Genomic DNA, 20,397 nt, shown 5'->3' on the forward strand with positions numbered 1-20,397 from the left:
AGGGTTGTCGTCGTCTGCACGTTGTAATTAACCTGACAGAGGGGCATTTATCATACACCTGCGTGGGGCATTAATTACACGTTAAACAACCAGCACGCCGCGAAATGCCCTGGCGCAATCTCCCGCATGGCAGGCTCCTGCGTCTGGCAAACCGGCATGGCGTGCGGGCAGCGGCTGCAGAACTTACAGCCCGGCAGCGCGGACGTGGGGCCTGGAATGTCGCCGCGCAGGGTGGCGTCTTCGAGATTGCGGATGCGCGGATCGGGCCGGGGAACCGCCGCCAGCAGCGCGCGGGTGTAGGGGTGCGCCGGACGCTGATACAGTTCATTGGCCGGGGCCACCTCCACCAGTTTACCGAGATACATCACCCCAATGCGGCTGGAGATATGGCGCACCATGGAGAGATCGTGGGCGATGAACAGATAGGTCAGCCCCAGCTCCTGCTGCAGATCCTGCAAAATATTCACCACCTGCGCCTGCACCGAGACGTCCAGCGCCGAAAGCGGCTCATCGCACAGCACAAATTCAGGACGCACGGACAACGCGCGGGCAATGCTGATGCGCTGGCGCTGCCCGCCGCTGAACTCATGCGGGAACCGCTCAAGGTGCTCCTGCTTAAGCCCCACTTTGTAGAGCAGCGTTTCCGTACGTTCCCGCTGTTCTTCGCGGCTGTAGCCGTGGATCTGCATCGGCTCGGCTACCAGCTGTCGCACCGTCATACCGGGGTTGAGCGAGGAGTAAGGATCCTGAAAAATCGCCTGCATCCGCTTACGCAGCGGCTTGAGCTCTCTTTCGCGGGCGTGAGCGATCGCCTGCCCGGCAAAGTGGATCTCGCCAGAGGTAATATCGAAAAGGCGCAGGATGGCGCGCCCGAGGGTGGATTTCCCACAGCCGGACTCTCCCACCAGGCCAAACGTCTCGCCGGGCTGAATATCAAAGCTCACGCCATCAACCGCCTTCACGGCCACGCCTTTACGCAGCAAACCACCGTTAAGCTGATAATGTTTGCGCAGATCACGAACGCTCACTAATGGCGCCTGTTGTTCACTCATGCCTGAATCTCCTTATCGGCCCATAGCCAGCAGGCGGCGCGATGCCCCTCTCCGGCGGTGTAAAATGCGGGCTGCCGTTCACACTGGGGCATGCGTTTCGGGCAGCGTTCCGCGAACGGACAGCCCGGCGGCGGGTTAAGCAGGCCGGGCGGCGCGCCTTCGATGGGCGATAAGCGTTGGTTAACCTCATCCGGGCGCGGCAGCGAGGCCAGCAGCCCCTGGGTGTAAGGATGCGCAGGGCGATAAAAAATGTCCTCCACGCTACCCTCCTCCATCACCAGCCCGCCGTACATCACCACCACGCGGCTGCAGACCTGCGCCACCACGCCGAGATCGTGGGTGATCAGCAGAATCGCGGTTTGGGTCTGCTGTTGCAGGCTTTTCAGCAGGCGCAGGATCTGCGCCTGAATGGTCACGTCCAGCGCGGTGGTTGGCTCATCGGCAATAAGAAGCTTCGGGTTGCAGGAGAGCGCAATCGCGATCATCACCCGCTGGCGCATCCCGCCGCTGAACTCGTGGGGATACTGGTCGTATCGGCGTTCAGCCTCAGTAATGCCCACCTGTTCCAGCATGGCGATAGCCGCCGCTTTGGCCGCTTTTTTGGTCAGTCCTTTATTGCGCATCAGGATCTCCGCCATCTGTTTGCCGATGGTCAGCACCGGGTTCAGGGCGGTCATCGGATCCTGGAAAATCATCGCGATCTCGTTGCCGCGAATGGCGCGCATCTGCTCCGGGGTTTTCTGCGCCAGATCGTCATTCTGGAAGCGAATGCTGCCGCCGGTTATCCGTCCGTTATTCCCCAGAAGCTGAATGATCGACTTACAGGTGACGCTTTTCCCGCAGCCCGACTCGCCGACGATGCCGACAAGTTCTCCCGGCTGCACCTGAAAGCTCACGCCGCGCACCGCGTGAACCTCGCCCTCGCGTGTGCGGAAGGTGGTTTGCAGGTTCTCAAGCGCTAATAAGTTACTCATCGCGATTCGCTCCTGGCTCAAAGGCGGTACGGAACACATCGCCCAGCACGTTAAAGCTGAACACCGTCAGCAGGATCAAAATGCCGGGGAACATCGCCAGCCACGACGCTTCGCCAATATAAGACTGCGCGTTGTTGAGCATGCTTCCCCACGATGCCGCCGGTGCCTGCACGCCCAGCCCTAAGAAGCTGAGCGTCGACTCCATCAGAATGGCCGAGGCGATATTGAGCGTGGCGGCCACGATAATGGTCGGCAGCACGCCGGGAATAATGTGGCGCACGATAATGCGCAGCGGGTTTTCCCCCGACGCGCGGGCATAAAGCACATACTCGCGCTCTTTCACCGATAAGGTTTCTGCGCGCACCAGCCGCGACATGTTCATCCACGTCAGCAGGCTGATGATCAGAATGATGTTATCCACGCCCGGCTTGAGGTAAGCATTCACCACCAGCAGCAGGAAGAAGGCCGGAATGGCCATCAGGATATCCACGGCGCGCATCATCAGGTTATCCAGCCAGCCTCCAAAATAGCCGCTCACCGTTCCTACCACCGTGCCGATAAGCGTGGAAAAGAGCATGGCGAGAAAACCGACCATCAGGGAGATCTGGCCGCCATACAGCGCGCGGGTGAAGTAGTCGCGGCCATACTCGTCGGTGCCGAACCAGTGTGCGGGATCCGGCGGTAGCGTGCGTGCGCCGAGCGCCATCCGATCCGGATCGTACGGACTTAGGCCCGCACAGAGCGCGGCGACAACGAAAATAAAAAGCACAAACAGGGAGAACTGCGCCGGACGGTTGCGGCGCAGCTGGTGACGAACCTGCTGCCAGCGTCTGCTCATCCGGGTTACCTCAGCGTACGAATGCGGGGATCGGCGAAGCGATAAAGCAGATCGGCGATCAGGTTACCGACGATCAGCATCATCGACGAGAGCATGATGATCGCCATGATCAGCGGGTAGTCCAGCGAGGCGATCGACTGGATCCCGAGCAGCCCCATCCCCGGCCACGAGAAGACGCTTTCCGTCACATAGGCCCCCACAATCAGCTCACCGAACGACAGGCCGAACAGGGTAATCACCGGCAGCAGCACATTTTTCAGCACGTGGCGGAACAGAATGCCGGAACGCGTGGCGCCGTAGGCCAGCTGGGTCTGCACGTAGTCGGCCGAGAGCTGCGAGATGGTGTTGGAGCGGATGTAGCGCACGTAGCTGGAAAGGTTGTAGAACGTGAGGGCAATACACGGCAGCACGCCGTGACGCAGCACGTCCAGCGCGTTATCTTCCATGCCGATGGTGCGCATACCCATGCTGGGGAACCAGTTAAGCTGCACGGCAAAGACCGTAATGAGCAAGATGCCGAACCAAAAAATCGGCACCGAGATGCCGATATAGGCGAACAAGTTAAGCACGTGATCCAGCCAGCGGTGCTTAAATGCCCCCGCCAGCAGGCCCAGCGGGATCGCCAGCACGATCGCCATCAGCAGCGACGCGCCCATCAGCCCCAGCGTGGCAGGAATGCGTTCGCCGATCATCTCCAGCACCGGGCGGTGGTAGATAAGCGAATAGCCGAGATCGCCCTGCAGGACGTTTTTCAGCCACAGGACGTACTGCGTGACCAGGGGCTTATCCAGCCCCAGGCTCTGGCGAATACGTTCGATATCTTCCGGGGCCATGCGCGGCGTAATGTACGCCGCCACCGGATCGCCGGGCGCAAGTTTGACCAGCAAAAACGCCACCAGTGAAATAAAGAACAGCATCGGCAGCAGCTGCAGCAGCCGACGCGTGAGGAGTGTGTTCACGACATGCCCTTACAAAATCCCCGACCTGACGGCCGGGGCAATCACTTATTTCTGATAGATTTTTGACAGATCCTGGAACAGATAGACCGGTTTCGGCTCTGCCTCCTGGGTGCCGCCGAAGCGCTTGTCCACCGCGACGGTCGCATTGGTATAGGCAATCGGGTAGTACGTCATGTCGTTCGCCACGGTCTGCTGAATTTGCTTGTAGATATCGGCACGTTTCGCGGCGTCGGTTTCCACGGCGCCTTTATCCCACAGGGCATCAAACTGCGGATTTTTGTAGTGCGCGTAGTTATAGGCTTCGTTGCTCATGAACAGCGATTTGTAACCGTCCGGCTCGGAGCCCATGATGTAGCCGCCCAGGTTCAGCTCCCACGCGGTGTTGTTCATATCAAGGCTGCGCTGAGACATGGCGTTGGAGTCCAGCGGCATCAGCTCCACGTTCACCCCAATCGCCTTCAGCGCCTGCTGAATATAGAGTGCCATGCTCTCCTGGGTTTTGTTGGTGTTCACATACGCCAGGCGCAGCTTGAGGTTGTCCGGCGCGCCGGACGCTTTAAGCAGCTCTTTGGCTTTTTGCAGATTGAATTTGTACTGTTCAACGTCATCCGTCTTGTAAAGCGTATCGGGCGTCAGGAACGAGGTCGCCGGTTTAGCGTAGTCCAGCGAGGTAAACGCGGTCTGGGTGAGCTCGTCTTTGTTGATGGCATACGCGATGGCCTGACGCAGCGCTTTGCTCTTCATCACCGGCACGTTCTGGTTGAACGTCATATAGGCCAGGCGGCCTTCCGGATAGACCACGAAGTCAAACTTACCGGTATTTTTCAGGCGATTCACGTCCTGCGGGTCAACCATCTTGAGGTTGATTTCACCGTTTTGCAGCGCAAGGTTGGCGGCGTTGCTGTCTTTGGCGAAACGGTAGGTAACCGAATCAAGCTTCGCTTTGCCGTTCCAGTAATCGTCAAAACGGGTCAGGGCGTAATACTGCCCGGCGCGGTACTCTTTAAATTTGAACGGCCCGGAGCCTACCGGCGCATCGTTTTTGCTGCTCTTTTCCAGGTCACCTTCACCTGCGAACACGTGCTGCGGAATCGGGTAGATCTGAACCAGCGTGCCGGTAAAGGCCGCGCTGACCTGCGGTAAGGTGAACTTAACGGTGCGCTCGTCAACCTTGCTTACCTGTACCGGCTTATCGCCGTAGGTGAACATGCTGCGGAAGAAGCTGTGCTGTTTGGCATCCAGCAGCTTATTGAACGTAAAGACCACGTCGTCCGCCGTCAGCGGCTGTCCGTCCTGCCATTTGAGGTTGGGTTTTAACATCAGGGTATAGCTCAGGTTGTCGGCGGAGGGCGTCAGGCTTTCCGCCAGGCCCCACTCGATCTTACCGTTGTTGAAGCTATAGAGCGGGGCATAGAGCGCCTGCATGATCGTTAACGTCGTACGGTCACTGGCATAGAGCGGATTAACGGCTAACGGGTCGCCGGAGGTAATACCGATAATCAGCGAACCGCCCTCTTTTGGCGCGTCGCTTTTTGCCGCAGGGGGGGTATTGGTCTCTTTATTTTTCGCATCATCACAGCCCGCCAGGCCTAACGCGAGCGAAACGACCACTGCCGATAACAGAAGCTTGCGCATCTCACTAACTCCTTGCCTTATAAAGTGTTTATTACTGCATCTTTTATTTATGTTGAAGCATCATATGCAGCTTTATCCGTTTACGCATTAATTATGAAAATGCGATTTTCGATTAAGCTTATGCCAGATTTGATATATATAAGCGCCGGAAGGAATAGCGGCAGATCGATTACGCTCAGTTGGTTAAACGCTTCACAAATCTCCTGCTACACTGCCTCAACACATCACTCAAAAGGCAGGCCAACATGTCAGACAACACGTATCAGCCACCAAAAGTGTGGGAATGGAAAAAGAACAACGGCGGCGCGTTCGCCAACATCAACCGCCCCATTTCCGGCGCGACCCATGAGAAAGATCTACCTGTCGGTTCGCACCCGCTGCAGCTCTACTCGCTGGGAACACCGAACGGCCAGAAAGTGACGATCATGCTCGAAGAGCTGCTGGCGCTGGGCGTGACGGGCGCGGAGTACGACGCGTGGTTGATCCGCATCGGCGAGGGCGATCAGTTCTCCAGCGGCTTCGTTGAGGTGAACCCGAACTCGAAAATACCGGCGCTTCGTGACCACTCCACGAACCCGCCAACGCGCGTATTTGAATCCGGCAATATTCTGCTCTATCTGGCGGAGAAGTTCGGCCACTTCCTGCCGAAAGATCCGGCGGGACGCACCGAGACGCTGAACTGGCTGTTCTGGCTCCAGGGTGCGGCGCCGTTCCTCGGCGGCGGTTTTGGCCACTTCTACAACTACGCCCCGGTGAAAATCGAGTACGCGATTGACCGCTTCACCATGGAAGCCAAACGCCTGTTCGACGTGCTGGATAAACAGCTGGCGCGCGGCCGCTACGTGGCGGGTGAGGAGTACACCATCGCGGATATCGCCATCTGGCCGTGGTTCGGCTGCGTGGCGCTGGGCAGCGTGTACAACGCCGCCGAGTTCCTCGACGCAGAAAAGTACACCAACGTGCAGCGCTGGGCGAAAGACGTGGCGAACCGCCATGCCGTTAAGCGCGGACGTATCGTTAACCGCACCAGCGGCGAGCTGAACGAGCAGCTCCACGAACGCCACGCGGCGAGCGACTTCGAGACCAATACAGAAGACAAACGTCAGGCGTGACGACTAGCCGGGCGGTTCGCCGCCCGGCAACAGAGATCCTTGCTCAGGGCATGATTGGCCTAAAGGTTGAGCCGGTATTGCTGGCACTATCTGTGCGTTTTTCTCACCTCAGAGTGAGAAGCAACGTATCAACCGACAGCAGTCACAAAGGATCTGTTATGAAACTTATTAAAACAACGCTGGTTATCAGCGCCCTCATTTTTTCCACCTCGGGAATGGCCATCGACAAAACCGCCGCTGGCGCGGTAGCAGGCGCAGCCATTGGCGCGGCGACGGGTAAAGATCTGAAATCGACCGTTGGCGGTGCCGTTGTTGGCGCAGGCACCGGTGCCATGTTCAAAAACGGCGACAAAGGTAAAGCCGCGCGTAAAGGTGGTGCGGTAGGTGCTGCCGTGGGCGCAGGTGCCGCAGCGGTTACCGGCAAGAGCGTGCTGAAAGGTGCGGCCGTTGGCGCGGGAACGGGCGCGCTGATTGGTGAAGCGACGCACTGATAAACTTCGCCGGGCGTCGCAGCGCGTGCCCGGCCTCATGACTGTTCAGTAATAACTCCCTGCACCCAATCACGACTATTTGCCCTCAACTTATGGCCAGAAATGTCACCCGGAATACATCAATGGTGATCGTCATACTGATGCTCAATCACCATCCCTTCCGCCACGCTCGCCACATGGCGTGCACGCGGATGATAGACCGGTGCAGGGGCGGCATACGTTGTTTGTGCAGGTGCAGGCGCAACGCTTACCGCCTCAGGAACCGTGGCTGACTGCGGAACAATCACGACCTTATACCCGGCAGGGACATCGACCGTGACGCTCTGGGCCATCGCTGTATTGAACACGGCAAAACCTGCCAGGGCAGCAAATAAAATAATACGGTTTTTCATAAATTGAATTATTTCCGGTATCAAGAAGATAATTCATTATGTCGACTGAATCTTAAGACAATATTAATTTTCATGTTCTGGAATGTGCAGAAAATGCCAAATATATTGTTACAAGCAAATACTTTAATATTTAAAAAATATTGACTTACGTTTTTTAAAAAGGCGGCAAGAAATACGCTTGCATGCCGCCTCACCTGTTATGTTAATACTTAATATCCCGCGCTTTTTGCCGTCCGGACTGTTTCATCTGACGCTTGTCCTGGCGGCAGTCGTGATTACTCTGGTTATTGTTTGCCACGCAGGTCTGCTTCACCTGCCGTGACGCATCGCGGGTTTCCTGCCTGACATCACGCGCCACGCGCCGTTCCTGCGCCTGCTGGGTCGCACTGGCAAAAACCGAAAACAGCATCAGAAAAATGAAAGAGAGAACAGGGACGACAGATAACGATCTGTTCATAGCAACACCTCATAGAAGAGAGCCCAGAACGTCAGGGGGTTAGCAAAAGAATAGCAGTTTCAGCGCGAGCTGGAGAGGAAGACGTTAATAATGCAAGGCCGCACAAGACGGCCTTGCAACGCTGCGTTATGCCGTCAGGCGGAACTTCTGCACCGAGCGCTGAAGATCTTCGGTCTGGCGCTCCAGCGCCGCCGCCGCCGCGGAGACCTCCTCCACCAGCGAGGCGTTTTGCTGGGTAACGCCGTCCATCTGGGTAATGGCAACCCCGACCTGCGAAATGCCCTTGCTTTGCTCCTCAGAGGCAGAGGCAATTTGCTTCATAATGGTCGTCACTTCCGTCACGTCACGCAAAATCGCATCCATGGTGGTGCCGGTGTCGCCCACCAGCTTCGCCCCCTGCTCCACGCGGGAAACGGAGTCGGTAATCAGCCCCTCAATCTCTTTGGCCGCATTGGCGCTGCGGCTTGCCAGGTTGCGGACTTCGCCTGCCACTACCGCGAAACCACGGCCCTGTTCACCCGCGCGCGCCGCTTCAACCGCCGCATTGAGTGCCAGAATATTGGTCTGGAAGGCAATGCTGTTAATGACGTTGGTGATTTCAGCAATTTTCTTCGAGCTTTCCGAAATCCCGCTCATGGTGGTCACCACCTCTTCCACCAGCGAGCCGCCGCGGCTGGCAGTGGTAGAGGCCACATCGGCCAGCTGGCTTGCCTGACGCGCGCTTTCCGCGTTCAGCTTCACCGTGGCGGTCAGCTGTTCCATGCTGGCTGCCGTCTCTTCCAGCGCAGCCGCCTGCTCTTCGGTACGAGACGAGAGATCGTTGTTACCGCTGGAGATCTCCGTCGCGCCGCGCCAGATATTCTCACTGCCGGAGCGGATCGTGCTGACCGCTTCGCGCAGGCTGTCCTGCATGGCGCTCAGCAGCGGCACCAGCTGCCCCACGCAGTTGCGGCCGAACGGCTCAATGGGCTGGCTGAGATCGCCCTGGGCAATCTGGCGGAACTGCTGGCGAATGCGATCCAGCGGTTTGACCAGCATCGCCACCAGGTAGCGGTCGGTGAAGAGCAGGATCAGCAGGCCGAGAATCGTGGCGACGATAATCACCGTGCGGGTCATGCTGGTCAGGCTATCCACCACCACGCGGGTGCTGTCGAGCGACTTCGCGGCAGCATTGTTGAACTCTTCAGCCGCCGCGCCGAACGCGCGGCTCAGCGGTGGGGTGACGTTGTTGGCCTGCTGACGATAGCCGTCCAGCGCGCCCAGCTTCGCCTGCTGCATTTGCGGCGTCACGCCCTGTTCAAGCAGCGCCTGCCAGGTGCCGATCACCCGGGAAGAGATCTGCTCATCCATTGGGCCTGGAGAAATGGCTTTCATCTCGGCCAGCTTCTTGCCCATGTTATCCAGCGCCTGCTGGGCAGAGGCCAAATCCGGCGTGCCGCCTGCGGCTTTAACTTCCATTGCGCGGCTCAGACGGGTCACAAAGCGGAAATACTGATCGTTACCCTGGCTGAGTACCGTCATCTGTTTAACCAGCTGGCGATCGACTTCATTGCCATCAGTCACGCGAGACAGGGACCAGGTGCTGTACAGCCCCACACCCGCCCACATTAAACAAAAGATCCCGAGAATCGCCAGCATGACGAAACGGATCGTGAAATTACGGAGCATATTCATAAGTCTTCCTTGCCGTGAGGGTGAGTTCGCCCAGAGGCGAGTACTACTCTCGTTATCGGCAGGAACGAGGGAAATTATAACGTTTTGTGATCATTTTTAATTAGCGTGGCTTCACTGGTCGCACAGCCGCCGTTAACCATTATCTTCGCGCTTAGTGATGTGATAAGTTCAGAATGAAAACGACGTTTCAAAAAATTATCGATAAGAAAAGGAGACATCATGTCCTGGTACCCTGACGCTACCCGCTATGAACATATGCAGTACCGCTACTGTGGAAAGAGCGGTCTGCGCCTTCCTGCGCTGTCGCTGGGACTGTGGCACAGCTTCGGCCACGTTCAGCCTCTTGATGCCCAGCGCGCGCTGCTGCGCAAAGCCTTCGACCTCGGCATCACCCATTTCGATCTCGCCAATAACTACGGACCTCCGGCGGGTAGCGCGGAAGAGAATTTCGGCCGCCTGCTGCGTGAGGACTTCGCCGCGTACCGCGACGAGGTGATTATCTCCACCAAGGCGGGTTACGACATGTGGCCAGGGCCGTACGGCTCGGGCGGTTCCCGCAAATATCTGCTCGCCAGCCTCGATCAGAGCCTGAAGCGCCTGGGCGTCGAGTATGTGGATATTTTCTATTCCCACCGCGTGGATGAAAACACGCCGATGGAAGAGACGGCCGCCGCGCTGGCCCACGCCGTGCAGAGTGGGAAAGCGCTGTATGTGGGCATTTCCTCCTACTCAACCGGGCGCACACAAAAAATGGCCGAGCTGCTGCGCGAGTGGAAGATCCCTCTGCTGATCCACCAGCCGTCCTATAACCTGCTCAACCGCTGGGTCGATAAGACCGGTTTGCTGGATGCGCTGGAAGCAAACGGTACGGGGTGTATCGCCTTTACCCCGCTGGCGCAGGGTTTGCTGACCGGAAAATACCTGAACGGTATTCCTGAAGATTCACGCATGCAGCGTGAAGGCAAGAAAGTCCGTGGTCTGAACGAAAAAATGCTGACCGAAGCCAACCTGAACAGCCTGCGTTTACTGAGTGAAATGGCGCAGGCGCGCGGTCAGACCATGGCGCAGATGGCGCTAAGCTGGCTGCTGAAAGATGCGCGCGTGACGTCCGTGCTGATTGGCGCAAGCCGCCCGGAACAGCTGGAAGAGAATGTTCAGGCGCTGGAAAACCTGCGCTTTACGGAGGACGAACTCAAGCGGATTGACCAGCATGTTGCGGATGGGGAGTTGAATCTGTGGCAGGCGTCGTCGGATAAATAGTGCGGTCTGATGCCCTCACCCCGGCCCTCTCCCTGTGGGAGAGGGTTAGGGTGAGGGGGAATTACTTCTTACTGATCTTATCCAGATACCCCATCACAAACGCAGAGAGCACAAACGTCAGGTGGATAATGACGTACCACATCAGTTTGTTATCCGGCACGTTCTTCGCGTCCATAAACACGCGTAGCAGGTGGATAGAGGAGATCGCCACAATCGACGCGGCCACTTTATTCTTCAGCGATGACGCATCCATTTTGCCCAGCCAGCTGAGCTTCTCTTTACGCTCGTCGATATCAAGCTGGGAGACAAAATTCTCGTAGCCGGAGAACATCACCATCACCAGCAGCCCGCCCACCAGGGTCATATCCACCAGCGACAGCAGAACCAGAATCAAATCCGCTTCGGCAATGGAAAAAATGTTCGGCAGAACATGCAGGATTTCCTGAAAGAACTTAATCGTCAGCGCGACAAGCGCCAGCGAAAGGCCAAAATAGACGGGGGCCAGTATCCAGCGAGAGGCGTACATGGCATTTTCAAAAAAGCGTTCCATAAAGTCCTGTTTGCAAAAGAAACCAGCGCCCAGTATATCTCAACGGCGCTGACTGTTTGCAATAACTCAACAGTACGCCACTCAGACGTTGTCCGGGTTAACCTCGGGACGGGCGTACTCCGGCCAGACAAGCGCCACCAGCTCAGGATAGGCTTCCAGACTGAACTCGCGAAAACACTGCCGCAAATTTAATACGTCCAGATCGGAATAAGAGACCTTCTCGCCGTTAAGGCAGCGTTTTTTGATATTGTCATAATATTTATACACGGCTGAATTCAGGTCGCTACAGCGACGCTGCGCCTCAAACAGTCCGGGCGTATCATTAATTTCCGACATTTTCATGCGCTTAATTGTCGCGTGTAAAAAGTCGATATATTCGTGGTTCACCCGCCAGTACCAGACCGGCGTAACGGAGTTCATCAATACAGAGAAATGGTCTTCACCTTCCTCTTTTGTCATCAGTTCAGGTTGCGGGGGTTCACTGGTGTCTTTCGACACTTTCGTTTTATTGAACTCCTGCATCAATAAAAGAACACCAGCGGTCAGTAATAGTAATGTGATGACCGTAAAAAAGATGCTGTTCATGGGTAGGCTCCATTTTTTTTGATTTTAAATTTGCCTCATGATATTGTCAACGAATCTCACGCCTTTACCAACCCCACCCTGTTGAAATTAAAGGAAATTGAAAATGCTGCCCGACTATCTCGTCCCGGCTAAGTACCACATCACGCCTGTGGAACAGCAACCGACGGAAGCAGAAAAAGAGGCCAGTTTCACTCAGGGGAAAAGAAAGCTCTCTGATTTCGAGCCCGATATATTAATTGGTGTTTCCCGAACTGGCAAATCCCGAAATATGTTGCTGGAAGAGCACGATCGCCATATAAAAGACCGCTTATTTCGCGCCATAAAAATTGAAGCCTTTGTCCACCTGCTGAATGACCTGCAGGCCGAGGGTGAAATAGATGCCCAGAAACTAAGTCAAATATTGGCCGAGAAAACCGAAGAAATTAACAAAGCGGGCAATGAAATTTGGCTTAACTTAATTACGCGCGAAAAAAACAACCCAATTTTTTATAGCCTTGGGGAGGATTAACGTGAAGGAAGTTAAAAACAACGACGTTTATTTGACTTTAGATGATAAGAAAAGTGATGAATTTATCTTAAAGCAAAATCTCGATGCGCTGCGAAACACAAAAAATGACGAGATGACGCGTATTACCCAGGACCTGGTATCGATCCCGGCAACGCTGGTGCGGCTGAAATGGCAGAATCGCCGTGAAATTTATCCGCTACAGGTCAAAGAAGAAATTTACGGTGCCGTGATGAACACCATCATGGAACAGCGGCCAGAGCTGAAAGAGAAGCTTCTGGGTCGCCTCGAGGCCAATTACCAGTATCTGCTTGCCAGAGAAATCGCCACCCTGCGCCTGACGCGCAAGCTGTCAGACGGTGAGTTCCGTACCTCAAACGTCACCTGCGTGGCGCTTGATGAAGACGCGCTGGCGTCTGGTGCCAGCGCCCCTTCCGAACCGCAACGCTAATTAAATCTGAATACGGCAATCGCCTCTTTTAACTGACCCGTCTGCTGGCGCTGCGCTTCAGCCACCTGCACTGTTTGCGCTACGTGACGCACGTTCTCCTGCACGCTGGCATCGATGCTGGCAATGCTGTCGTTCATCTGCGCAATGCTCGCCCGCTGCTGCTCGCTCATCTGCGACAGCTCCTCCAGCAGAGAGCGAAGCCCTTCGATACTCTCAATGATCGACTTCATTGTCATACCCGCCTGTTCAACCTGCTCGACGCCCTGCAGCGTGGTTGCCTGCGATGCGGTCAGAAGCTGGCGGATATCTTTTGCAGCCCCCTCGCTGCGCTGGGCCAACACGCGCACTTCCGAGGCAACCACCGCGAAGCCTTTGCCATGTTCGCCCGCTCTGGCAGCCTCGACCGAGGCGTTGAGCGACAGAATATTGGTCTGGAACGCAATCCCGTCGATCAACTCCAGAATGGCGTAAATGCGCTGCGACTCCTCGCGAATGTGCTCCATCGCCGCAATCGCCTGCCGTACGTTATGGCCCCCCTGCTCCGCCACGTTACTGGTGCTGAACGCCACCTCCCTGACCTGGCTTGCTTTTTCACTGGTCAGGGTGGCGACAGCCCTTAACTGTTCCATCGCACTGGCCGCCGTCGCCAGCGAACTTGCCTGGTGATCGGTACGTTCCGACAGCGCGCTGTTGCGCTGTCCCAACGCGCGGGATGCCTCCAGCAGTTGCCCAATATTGGCGCTAACCTGCTCAAGCGTGGCGCGCATGGTGCCCAGCGTCAGGCTGAACGTGCGGGCAAAGGAAGACTCTGCGGGGACCGCATCGACGGCCAGCGTGAGGTACCCCGGTTCACGGTTGATCACCCCCGCCAGCCTTGCCACCTCGCTCGCCGAGCGGGCGTCCTGCTCCATTCGTATCGCCAGCAGAACCAGAATTGCGGTCTGGACCACCACAAACAGCCCGTGGAAAACCACCATATGAAAGCCGGTGTGCATGAACACCACGACGCCGTAAAGGTCGTTCTCCTGCAGATAGTTAAACACCAGATGATGTAACGCGATGACCGCCGCCCCCATCACCAGCGGGCGCCAGTCTCGCCAGGCAAGGAGCGCGGAGAGCAGGACAAAAACCGAAAAATGGTATTCAGTTTCGCCTTCGCCCAGATGAATCAGCAGCGCGGAAAATGCCATTAGCACAAACGCAGAGCTCAGGCGGAGCAACAGCGCGCCGGGAAACAACAGCGTCAGCAGCGTCGATAAACAGGCCAGAGAGGTGCCAATAATCGCCCCCTGCACGATATTCTCGTTGATATAGCCCACCCCCAGCGAGATGGCCCACAGCGACCAGATGAGCACCAGTATTAGCCTGTCGGCGCGTCGTCGAATGGCAGAAAGCGAAAACAGATCGTTTTGAGGCGCGTGCGGATACAGCCATGTCATCGTAGCCATAGGGAGTCTCTTGCTGTGCAGGTGAAAAGAGCCTTCGAAGAAGGTTTGTTTTTATTATCTTTTTTAAGCGTAGTGGGGATATTCCCCGACGCCATTTCAGCCAACGATATATTTTAATGGCTCAGCCGAATACTGATATTTTCTTAACTATCAATGGATTATTAATTATTGCTTTATTGATAAGGAAATATGAAGAATGGGGATATACAGCAGAAAATAATAACGATGTTGCGTGGCAGAAAACAAAAAAGCTGGCTTTCGCCAGCTTTCGTTCTATTTTTTGGCCGCTTTTTCTTCGCCGACCAGCCCAATCTTCAGGTAACCCGCCTGATGCAGCGTGTCCATTACCTTCATCATGGTTTCATAATCAACGGTTTTATCCGCACGGAAGAAGACCGTGGTGTCTTTCTTACCGCCCGTAAGCTGATCCAGGGCCGGGATGACAGAGTCGGCCGTCACCGGGTCATTGCCGAGGAACATGGATTTATCCGCCTTCACCGACAGGTAGATAGGCTTCTCCGGGCGCGGCTGGGGCTGGCTGGATGAGGCAGGCAGATTTACCTTCACATCCACCGTCGCCAGCGGCGCAGCCACCATGAAGATAATCAGCAGAACCAGCATAACGTCGATAAACGGCGTCACGTTGATCTCATGCATTTCACCGTTATCGTCCAGATTTTCGTTTAGACGCATCGCCATACTATCAACCCACGCGCAGTTTGGACGCCGCGTGCACCGGCTTAACCGAGCTGGCATTCAGGTCGAGATCGCGACTTTGCAGCAGCAGAACCTGCGCGGCAACGTCACCCAGCGTGGCTTTGTAGCTGCCAATCATGCGCGCGAAGATGTTATAGATAACCACCGCCGGAATCGCCGCGACCAGACCAATCGCCGTCGCCAGCAGCGCTTCTGCGATACCCGGGGCCACAACCGCCAGGTTGGTGGTTTGGGTCTGCGCGATACCGATAAAGCTGTTCATGATGCCCCAGACCGTACCGAAAAGGCCGATAAACGGTGAGATCGCCCCGATGGTCGCCAGATAACCATTGCCGCGCCCCATGTGTCGGCCAACGGCCGCCACGCGACGCTCCAGGCGGAAACCGGTACGTTCTTTGATGCCTTCGTTATCTTCACTGCCCGCGGAGAGTTCCAGCTCGTTCTGCGCTTCATTCACGAGCAGGGTGGTAAGGCTTTTCGCGTGGAAGGATGAGGTCATGTCTGAAGCCTGATCCAGAGAGCGGGCTTCAGCCAGCTGCTGCTGTTCCCGCTTGAGACGACGCTTCTGCGAAAGCAGCTCGGCGCTCTTGCTGAAGAAGATAGCCCAGGTGACAACGGACGCCAGAATCAGGCCGATCATCACAATCTTAACCACGATGTCAGCATGCTGATACATGCCCCAAACGGAGAGATCCGCCTGCATCAAATTATTACCCACTCTGTATCTCCAGGACGCAAATCACAAAATCTGAACGTAATAATATCAAAACGTCGTCGAATTGATAGTAGTTCTCATTAGTATTTGCATAGTGCCGCAATTTTCGTTCACTTTCCTTGCGCTTACGCAGTAAAAATTTCTTATGCGTTTTTTTGCTAATATTTTCTGCTTATTCGATAAGCCTGCGGGTGCAGTTTTTTCCAATCGTGGTAGTCTGGACGTCCAGACGTATAAAAACAGGGTTAGCGAACATGACAAAGAAGCATCTTGATACCACGCTGGTACAGGCAGGACGCAGCAAAAAATATACTCAGGGATCGGTCAACAGCGTGATTCAACGCGCCTCCTCGCTGGTGTTTGATACCGTTGAGGAGAAAAAAATCGCCACGCGCAACCGCGCGAAAGGCGGTCTGTTTTATGGCCGTCGCGGCACGCTAACCCATTTTTCTCTGCAGGAGGCGATGTGCGAGCTGGAAGGCGGCGCAGGCTGCGCGCTGTTCCCGTGCGGAGCGGCTGCGGTCGCCAACACCATTCTGGCGTTCGTGGAACAGGGCGATCACATCCTGATGACCAACACCGCCTACGAACCCAGCCAGGACTTCTGTACCAAAATTCTCAGCAAGCTCGGCGTGACCACCGGCTGGTTCGACCCGCTGATTGGTGAAGGTATTGCCGAACTTATTCAGCCCAACACGCGCATTGTGTTCCTGGAATCGCCGGGGTCGCTCACCATGGAAGTTCACGACGTGCCGGCTATCGTGAAGGCCGTGCGCAGCAAAGCGCCAGAGGCGATCGTTATGATCGACAACACCTGGGCGGCAGGCGTGCTGTTCAAAGCGCTGGACTTCGACATTGATATCTCGATTCAGGCGGCGACGAAGTACCTGATTGGCCACTCTGACGGCATGATCGGCACGGCGGTCTCCAACGCGCGCTGCTGGGATCAGCTGCGTGAAAACGCCTACCTGATGGGGCAAATGGTGGACGCAGACACGGCCTACATGACCAGCCGGGGCATCCGCACGCTGGGGGTTCGCCTGCGTCAGCACCATGAAAGCAGCCTGAAGGTGGCCGAATGGCTGGCGCAGCATCCGCAGGTTGAGCGCGTGAATCACCCCGCGCTACCCGGCAGTAAAGGCCATGAGTTCTGGCAGCGTGACTTTACAGGCAGCAGCGGGTTGTTCTCGTTTGTGCTGAAAAAACGGCTGAATAATGACGAGCTGGCAAGCTATCTGGATAATTTTACCCTCTTCAGCATGGCCTACTCGTGGGGCGGTTTTGAATCCCTCATCCTGGCTAACCAGCCGGAACAGATTGCGGCCCTGCGCCCCGGTGGCGACGTGGACTTCAGCGGTACCCTGATTCGACTGCATATCGGTTTAGAAAATGTTGACGATCTGATTGCGGATTTAGCAGCAGGGTTCGAGCGTATCGTGTAGAGTGCTGGCTGAAAATGTACTCCCTGGACGCTTTTGTGGACACCGCAAGCGGAAAAGTCTGCATGAGTTGCGCCCGGGATCAAACCCGACGGGCGAATAAGGGAGTACAATAGCGCTATATCTGCTGTTCCACAGGAAAGTCCATGGCTGTTATTCAAGATATTATCGCGGCGCTCTGGCACCACGATTTTGCCGCGCTGGCGGATCCTCACGTCGTCGGTATCGTCTATTTCGTGATGTTCGCAACTCTGTTTCTGGAAAATGGATTACTGCCAGCCTCGTTTTTACCCGGTGACAGCCTGCTTTTACTTGCCGGGGCGTTAATCGGTAAAGGCGTCATGGACTTCACGCCAACGATGGTTATCCTTACCTCCGCAGCCAGCCTGGGCTGCTGGCTGAGCTATCTGCAGGGCCGCTGGCTGGGGAACACGCGCGTCGTCAAAAGCTGGCTGGCGCAGCTGCCGCATAAATATCATCAGCGTGCGACCTGCATGTTTGACCGGCACGGCCTGCTGGCGCTGCTGGCGGGGCGTTTCCTGGCGTTCGTTCGCACCCTTCTGCCGACGATGGCGGGCATTTCCGGCCTGTCGAACCGCCGCTTCCAGTTCTTCAACTGGCTGAGCGCCCTGCTGTGGGTTGGCGTGGTGACGACGCTCGGCTACGCGCTGAATATGATCCCCTTCGTGAAACACCACGAAGATCAGGTGATGACCTTCCTGATGGTGCTGCCGATGTTCCTGCTGGTGGCGGGTCTGGTGGGGACTATCGCGGTGGTGATTAAGAAGAAGTACTGCAGCGCATAATTCAACAAAGCCGGGTGGCGCTATCGCTTACCCGGCCTACGTTTTTCGTCAGACTCCCTGCATCGTTCTTATACGTGACGCATCCTCTCCCGGCGTAACGCCGAAATAGCGCTTAAACTCCCGACTGAACTGCGACGCACTTTCGTAGCCCACCCGCATCGCCGCCGCGCTGGCCTTCATGCCGTCGTGGATCATCAGCATCCGCGCCTTATGCAGCCGGTAGGTTTTAAGGTACTGCAGCGGCGAGGTGCTGGTCACCGATTTAAAATTATGGTGAAACGCCGAGACGCTCATGTTCGCTTCCGCCGCCAGCTGGTCGACGCTGAGGTTTTCGGTGTACTGGCTCTCGATACGCTTGAGCACGCGGCTTATCAGGCTGAAGTGGGTCTGTCGGCTCACCAGGGCCAGTAACGCTCCGCCCCCCGGGCCCAGCAGCACGTGGTAGAGAATTTCGCGGATAATCTGCTTGCCCAGAATGCGCGCGTCCAGCGGCCTCTCCATCACGTCCAGCAGACGCTCAATGGCGCAGAGGATCTCTTCCGACAGCGTCGCCGAGTTAATCCCGCTTGACGCCATCGAAGGCTGGAAGAACTCGTCTTCACCTATCTCCATCAGCAGCTCCTGCAGCTGAAGAATATCGACGTTGACGCGAATACCGGCCAGCGGAACCGCCTCTGTCGCGAAGGTTTCACATTCGAAGGGTAAAGGTACCGTCAGAAGCAGATATTCGTTGGTGTCGTAGCGGAACACGCGCTCGTTGATATAGCCAATTTTATGGCCCGAGAAGAGAAAAACGATGCCCGGCTGATACATGACCGGCGTGCGCGTCCCTGGCTGCGTGCCATAAAGCAGGCGAATGTCAGGAAGCAGGCCACTGACGCCATTTTCGTTATCTATCAGTCTTTTAATCTGCGCAGTGAGCTGCTGGCAGATAGCCTCACGGTTCATCTTGCATTACTCCGGGTGCGGTTTTCGACGTTGACAGTGTGCGTTGTTTTCCGCGCTTTCTCCAGCGCTCTGTAGAAATGGGCAAGACATCGGCAGGAATGTGCATTGAGGGCGTAGCCCCGGGCGGCCACAATGAGCAGCATCAGGTCGCCCTCTGCGCCACCACGGTTTTTCACCCACTAAAGGGAACGAGCAATGAACAACTTTAATCTTCACACCCCAACCCGCATTCTGTTTGGTAAAGACGCTATCGCCGATCTGCGCGCGCAGATCCCTGCTGACGCCCGCGTGCTGATCACCTACGGTGGCGGCAGCGTGAAAAAAACCGGCGTATTGGATCAGGTTTACAGCGCGCTGGACGGTCTGGACGTGCGTGAGTTCGGCGGCATCGAGCCAAACCCGTCTTACGAAACGCTGATGAACGCGGTGAAAATCGCCCGCGAAGAAAACATCACCTTCCTGCTGGCGGTCGGCGGCGGCTCCGTGCTGGACGGTACCAAATTCATCGCGGCGGCAGCGCACTACGCTGACGGCATCGATCCATGGCACATTCTGGAAACCCGCGGCAGCGACATCAAAAGCGCTATCCCGATGGGCTCCGTGCTGACCCTGCCGGCCACCGGTTCTGAATCCAACAAGGGCGCGGTGATCTCCCGTAAAACCACCGGTGACAAACAAGCATTCATGAACGAACACGTTCAGCCTGTGTTCGCCATTCTGGACCCGGTTTACACCTACACCCTGCCTGCGCGTCAGGTAGCGAACGGCGTGGTCGACGCCTTTGTTCATACCGTTGAGCAGTACGTCACGTATCCGGTAAATGCCAAAATTCAGGATCGCTTCGCGGAAGGCATTCTGCTGACTCTCGTCGAAGAAGGTCCGAAAGCGCTGAAAGAGCCGGAAAACTACGACGTTCGCGCCAACGTAATGTGGGCCGCCACGCAGGCGCTAAACGGCCTGATCGGGGCTGGCGTGCCGCAGGACTGGGCAACCCACATGCTGGGCCACGAGCTGACGGCAATGCACGGTCTGGACCACGCTCAGACGCTGGCCGTTGTGCTGCCTGCCCTGTGGAACGAAAAACGCGACACCAAACGCGCCAAGCTGCTGCAGTACGCTGAACGCGTGTGGAACATCACCGAGGGTTCTGACGATGCGCGTATTGATGCCGCCATCGAAGCGACCCGCAGCTTCTTTGAAGGTCTGGGCGTGCCAACGCGTCTGTCTGGCTACGGCCTGGACGGCAGCTCTATCCCTGCCCTGCTGGCGAAACTCGAAGAGCACGGTATGACCCATCTGGGCGAGCACGGCGACATCACGCTGGACGTCAGCCGTCGTATTTACGAGGCGGCACGCTAAGCGTTTTTGTCCCCCCGACTTTCGTTTTTT

General features: G+C 56.4%; 22 protein-coding genes. 8 read left to right on the forward strand and 14 right to left on the reverse strand.

What is annotated here, in order from left to right; translation table 11 throughout:
* Positions 1–74: 74 nt before the first annotated feature.
* Genes GXP72_RS19145 through GXP72_RS19165 form a run of 5 tightly spaced genes read right to left on the reverse strand, consistent with a single transcriptional unit; the run spans position 75 to position 5,458 of the window.
* Positions 75–1,052 (reverse strand): ABC transporter ATP-binding protein, encoded by a 978-nt coding sequence (locus GXP72_RS19145; protein WP_208763252.1) that lies wholly within the window; start codon positions 1,050–1,052, stop codon positions 75–77.
* Positions 1,049–2,026 (reverse strand): ABC transporter ATP-binding protein, encoded by a 978-nt coding sequence (locus GXP72_RS19150; protein WP_208763253.1) that lies wholly within the window; start codon positions 2,024–2,026, stop codon positions 1,049–1,051. Before GXP72_RS19150 ends, GXP72_RS19145 begins: the two co-directional genes overlap by 4 nt.
* On the reverse strand, positions 2,019–2,864 hold the full coding sequence (locus GXP72_RS19155) for an ABC transporter permease (protein WP_208763254.1): 846 nt from the start codon (positions 2,862–2,864) through the stop codon (positions 2,019–2,021). Before GXP72_RS19155 ends, GXP72_RS19150 begins: the two co-directional genes overlap by 8 nt.
* Before the next feature lie 5 nt (positions 2,865–2,869).
* Positions 2,870–3,823: an ABC transporter permease gene (locus tag GXP72_RS19160; protein ID WP_090418657.1), complete on the reverse strand. Its 954-nt coding sequence runs from the start codon at positions 3,821–3,823 to the stop codon at positions 2,870–2,872.
* A gap of 45 nt (positions 3,824–3,868) precedes the next feature.
* The gene (locus GXP72_RS19165) at positions 3,869–5,458 is read right to left on the reverse strand and encodes an ABC transporter substrate-binding protein (RefSeq protein ID WP_208763255.1); all 1,590 of its coding nucleotides are present in this window, start codon (positions 5,456–5,458) and stop codon (positions 3,869–3,871) included.
* A gap of 245 nt (positions 5,459–5,703) precedes the next feature.
* On the opposite strand from GXP72_RS19165, the gene yghU reads away from it, so the two are divergent.
* Positions 5,704–6,570: a glutathione-dependent disulfide-bond oxidoreductase gene (gene yghU / locus GXP72_RS19170; RefSeq protein ID WP_008499796.1), complete on the forward strand. Its 867-nt coding sequence runs from the start codon at positions 5,704–5,706 to the stop codon at positions 6,568–6,570.
* Positions 6,571–6,728: 158 nt separating this feature from the next.
* Complete coding sequence (locus GXP72_RS19175; protein WP_008499797.1) at positions 6,729–7,061, forward strand: glycine zipper domain-containing protein; 333 nt, start codon at positions 6,729–6,731, stop codon at positions 7,059–7,061.
* Between the two features lie 119 nt (positions 7,062–7,180).
* On the opposite strand, the gene GXP72_RS19180 is transcribed toward GXP72_RS19175, so the two are convergent.
* From GXP72_RS19180 to GXP72_RS19190, 3 genes are all read right to left on the reverse strand, one after another.
* Complete coding sequence (locus tag GXP72_RS19180; protein WP_024906522.1) at positions 7,181–7,453, reverse strand: hypothetical protein; 273 nt, start codon at positions 7,451–7,453, stop codon at positions 7,181–7,183.
* Positions 7,454–7,655: 202 nt separating this feature from the next.
* Entirely contained in the window at positions 7,656–7,910 is a 255-nt protein-coding gene (locus GXP72_RS19185; RefSeq protein ID WP_061714477.1) for a hypothetical protein, read from the reverse strand.
* A 126-nt stretch (positions 7,911–8,036) separates the two neighbouring features.
* Positions 8,037–9,584 carry a methyl-accepting chemotaxis protein gene (locus GXP72_RS19190; protein WP_208763256.1) on the reverse strand — a complete coding sequence of 516 codons (1,548 nt, stop codon included), beginning with the start codon at positions 9,582–9,584 and terminating at the stop codon, positions 8,037–8,039.
* Between the two features lie 219 nt (positions 9,585–9,803).
* On the opposite strand from GXP72_RS19190, the gene GXP72_RS19195 reads away from it, so the two are divergent.
* Entirely contained in the window at positions 9,804–10,844 is a 1,041-nt protein-coding gene (locus GXP72_RS19195) for an aldo/keto reductase (protein ID WP_157189722.1), read from the forward strand.
* A gap of 61 nt (positions 10,845–10,905) precedes the next feature.
* Here the strand turns inward: GXP72_RS19195 and GXP72_RS19200 are convergent, their stop codons facing one another.
* Both GXP72_RS19200 and GXP72_RS19205 read right to left on the reverse strand, forming a co-directional pair.
* On the reverse strand, positions 10,906–11,394 hold the full coding sequence (locus tag GXP72_RS19200) for a TIGR00645 family protein (RefSeq protein WP_023333400.1): 489 nt from the start codon (positions 11,392–11,394) through the stop codon (positions 10,906–10,908).
* Positions 11,395–11,475: 81 nt separating this feature from the next.
* Positions 11,476–11,979, reverse strand: a complete 504-nt coding sequence (locus GXP72_RS19205; protein WP_023309170.1) for a hypothetical protein — start codon at positions 11,977–11,979, stop codon at positions 11,476–11,478.
* Positions 11,980–12,082: 103 nt separating this feature from the next.
* Between GXP72_RS19205 and GXP72_RS19210 the strand changes: the two genes are divergently transcribed.
* The gene (locus GXP72_RS19210; protein WP_048990472.1) at positions 12,083–12,487 is read left to right on the forward strand and encodes a hypothetical protein; all 405 of its coding nucleotides are present in this window, start codon (positions 12,083–12,085) and stop codon (positions 12,485–12,487) included.
* Position 12,488: 1 nt separating this feature from the next.
* Entirely contained in the window at positions 12,489–12,935 is a 447-nt protein-coding gene (locus GXP72_RS19215) for a hypothetical protein (protein ID WP_061714475.1), read from the forward strand.
* On the opposite strand, the gene GXP72_RS19220 is transcribed toward GXP72_RS19215, so the two are convergent.
* The 3 genes from GXP72_RS19220 to exbB form a co-directional block, all read right to left on the reverse strand.
* On the reverse strand, positions 12,932–14,383 hold the full coding sequence (locus GXP72_RS19220; protein ID WP_061714474.1) for a methyl-accepting chemotaxis protein: 1,452 nt from the start codon (positions 14,381–14,383) through the stop codon (positions 12,932–12,934). The two genes, GXP72_RS19215 and GXP72_RS19220, sit on opposite strands and share 4 nt — an antisense overlap.
* Before the next feature lie 273 nt (positions 14,384–14,656).
* Entirely contained in the window at positions 14,657–15,082 is a 426-nt protein-coding gene (gene exbD / locus GXP72_RS19225; RefSeq protein WP_024906515.1) for a TonB system transport protein ExbD, read from the reverse strand.
* A 4-nt stretch (positions 15,083–15,086) separates the two neighbouring features.
* Positions 15,087–15,818 (reverse strand): tol-pal system-associated acyl-CoA thioesterase, encoded by a 732-nt coding sequence (exbB, locus tag GXP72_RS19230; RefSeq protein WP_024906514.1) that lies wholly within the window; start codon positions 15,816–15,818, stop codon positions 15,087–15,089.
* 251 nt (positions 15,819–16,069) lie between these two features.
* Between exbB and metC the strand changes: the two genes are divergently transcribed.
* Both metC and yghB read left to right on the forward strand, forming a co-directional pair.
* Positions 16,070–17,257 carry a cystathionine beta-lyase gene (metC, locus tag GXP72_RS19235; RefSeq protein ID WP_061714473.1) on the forward strand — a complete coding sequence of 396 codons (1,188 nt, stop codon included), beginning with the start codon at positions 16,070–16,072 and terminating at the stop codon, positions 17,255–17,257.
* Between the two features lie 143 nt (positions 17,258–17,400).
* Entirely contained in the window at positions 17,401–18,060 is a 660-nt protein-coding gene (yghB, locus tag GXP72_RS19240) for a DedA family general envelope maintenance protein YghB (protein WP_024906512.1), read from the forward strand.
* A gap of 48 nt (positions 18,061–18,108) precedes the next feature.
* Here yghB and GXP72_RS19245 read toward each other — a convergent pair whose 3' ends face one another.
* Entirely contained in the window at positions 18,109–19,008 is a 900-nt protein-coding gene (locus tag GXP72_RS19245) for an AraC family transcriptional regulator (RefSeq protein ID WP_032650243.1), read from the reverse strand.
* A gap of 195 nt (positions 19,009–19,203) precedes the next feature.
* Here GXP72_RS19245 and yqhD point away from each other — a divergent pair, with 195 nt between their 5' ends.
* A complete protein-coding gene (gene yqhD, locus GXP72_RS19250) occupies positions 19,204–20,367 on the forward strand; it encodes an alcohol dehydrogenase (protein ID WP_024906510.1) in 1,164 nt (387 codons plus the stop codon).
* Positions 20,368–20,397: the final 30 nt, after the last annotated feature.

This window comes from Enterobacter sp. SES19, assembly GCF_011765665.1.
Lineage (GTDB): Bacteria > Pseudomonadota > Gammaproteobacteria > Enterobacterales > Enterobacteriaceae > Enterobacter > Enterobacter pseudoroggenkampii.

What these genes read in the sequence shown, in the direction of transcription:
- GXP72_RS19145 (WP_208763252.1), bottom strand. Translation starts at nt 1,052, where the DNA reads ATGAGTGAACAACAGGCGCCATTAGTGAGCGTTCGTGATCTGCGCAAA.
- GXP72_RS19150 (WP_208763253.1), bottom strand. Translation starts at nt 2,026, where the DNA reads ATGAGTAACTTATTAGCGCTTGAGAACCTGCAAACCACCTTCCGCACA.
- GXP72_RS19155 (WP_208763254.1), bottom strand. Translation starts at nt 2,864, where the DNA reads ATGAGCAGACGCTGGCAGCAGGTTCGTCACCAGCTGCGCCGCAACCGT.
- GXP72_RS19165 (WP_208763255.1), bottom strand. Translation starts at nt 5,458, where the DNA reads ATGCGCAAGCTTCTGTTATCGGCAGTGGTCGTTTCGCTCGCGTTAGGC.
- yghU (WP_008499796.1), top strand. Translation starts at nt 5,704, where the DNA reads ATGTCAGACAACACGTATCAGCCACCAAAAGTGTGGGAATGGAAAAAG.
- GXP72_RS19175 (WP_008499797.1), top strand. Translation starts at nt 6,729, where the DNA reads ATGAAACTTATTAAAACAACGCTGGTTATCAGCGCCCTCATTTTTTCC.
- GXP72_RS19180 (WP_024906522.1), bottom strand. Translation starts at nt 7,453, where the DNA reads ATGAAAAACCGTATTATTTTATTTGCTGCCCTGGCAGGTTTTGCCGTG.
- GXP72_RS19185 (WP_061714477.1), bottom strand. Translation starts at nt 7,910, where the DNA reads ATGAACAGATCGTTATCTGTCGTCCCTGTTCTCTCTTTCATTTTTCTG.
- GXP72_RS19190 (WP_208763256.1), bottom strand. Translation starts at nt 9,584, where the DNA reads ATGAATATGCTCCGTAATTTCACGATCCGTTTCGTCATGCTGGCGATT.
- GXP72_RS19195 (WP_157189722.1), top strand. Translation starts at nt 9,804, where the DNA reads ATGTCCTGGTACCCTGACGCTACCCGCTATGAACATATGCAGTACCGC.
- GXP72_RS19200 (WP_023333400.1), bottom strand. Translation starts at nt 11,394, where the DNA reads ATGGAACGCTTTTTTGAAAATGCCATGTACGCCTCTCGCTGGATACTG.
- GXP72_RS19205 (WP_023309170.1), bottom strand. Translation starts at nt 11,979, where the DNA reads ATGAACAGCATCTTTTTTACGGTCATCACATTACTATTACTGACCGCT.
- GXP72_RS19210 (WP_048990472.1), top strand. Translation starts at nt 12,083, where the DNA reads ATGCTGCCCGACTATCTCGTCCCGGCTAAGTACCACATCACGCCTGTG.
- GXP72_RS19220 (WP_061714474.1), bottom strand. Translation starts at nt 14,383, where the DNA reads ATGGCTACGATGACATGGCTGTATCCGCACGCGCCTCAAAACGATCTG.
- exbD (WP_024906515.1), bottom strand. Translation starts at nt 15,082, where the DNA reads ATGGCGATGCGTCTAAACGAAAATCTGGACGATAACGGTGAAATGCAT.
- metC (WP_061714473.1), top strand. Translation starts at nt 16,070, where the DNA reads ATGACAAAGAAGCATCTTGATACCACGCTGGTACAGGCAGGACGCAGC.
- yghB (WP_024906512.1), top strand. Translation starts at nt 17,401, where the DNA reads ATGGCTGTTATTCAAGATATTATCGCGGCGCTCTGGCACCACGATTTT.
- GXP72_RS19245 (WP_032650243.1), bottom strand. Translation starts at nt 19,008, where the DNA reads ATGAACCGTGAGGCTATCTGCCAGCAGCTCACTGCGCAGATTAAAAGA.
- yqhD (WP_024906510.1), top strand. Translation starts at nt 19,204, where the DNA reads ATGAACAACTTTAATCTTCACACCCCAACCCGCATTCTGTTTGGTAAA.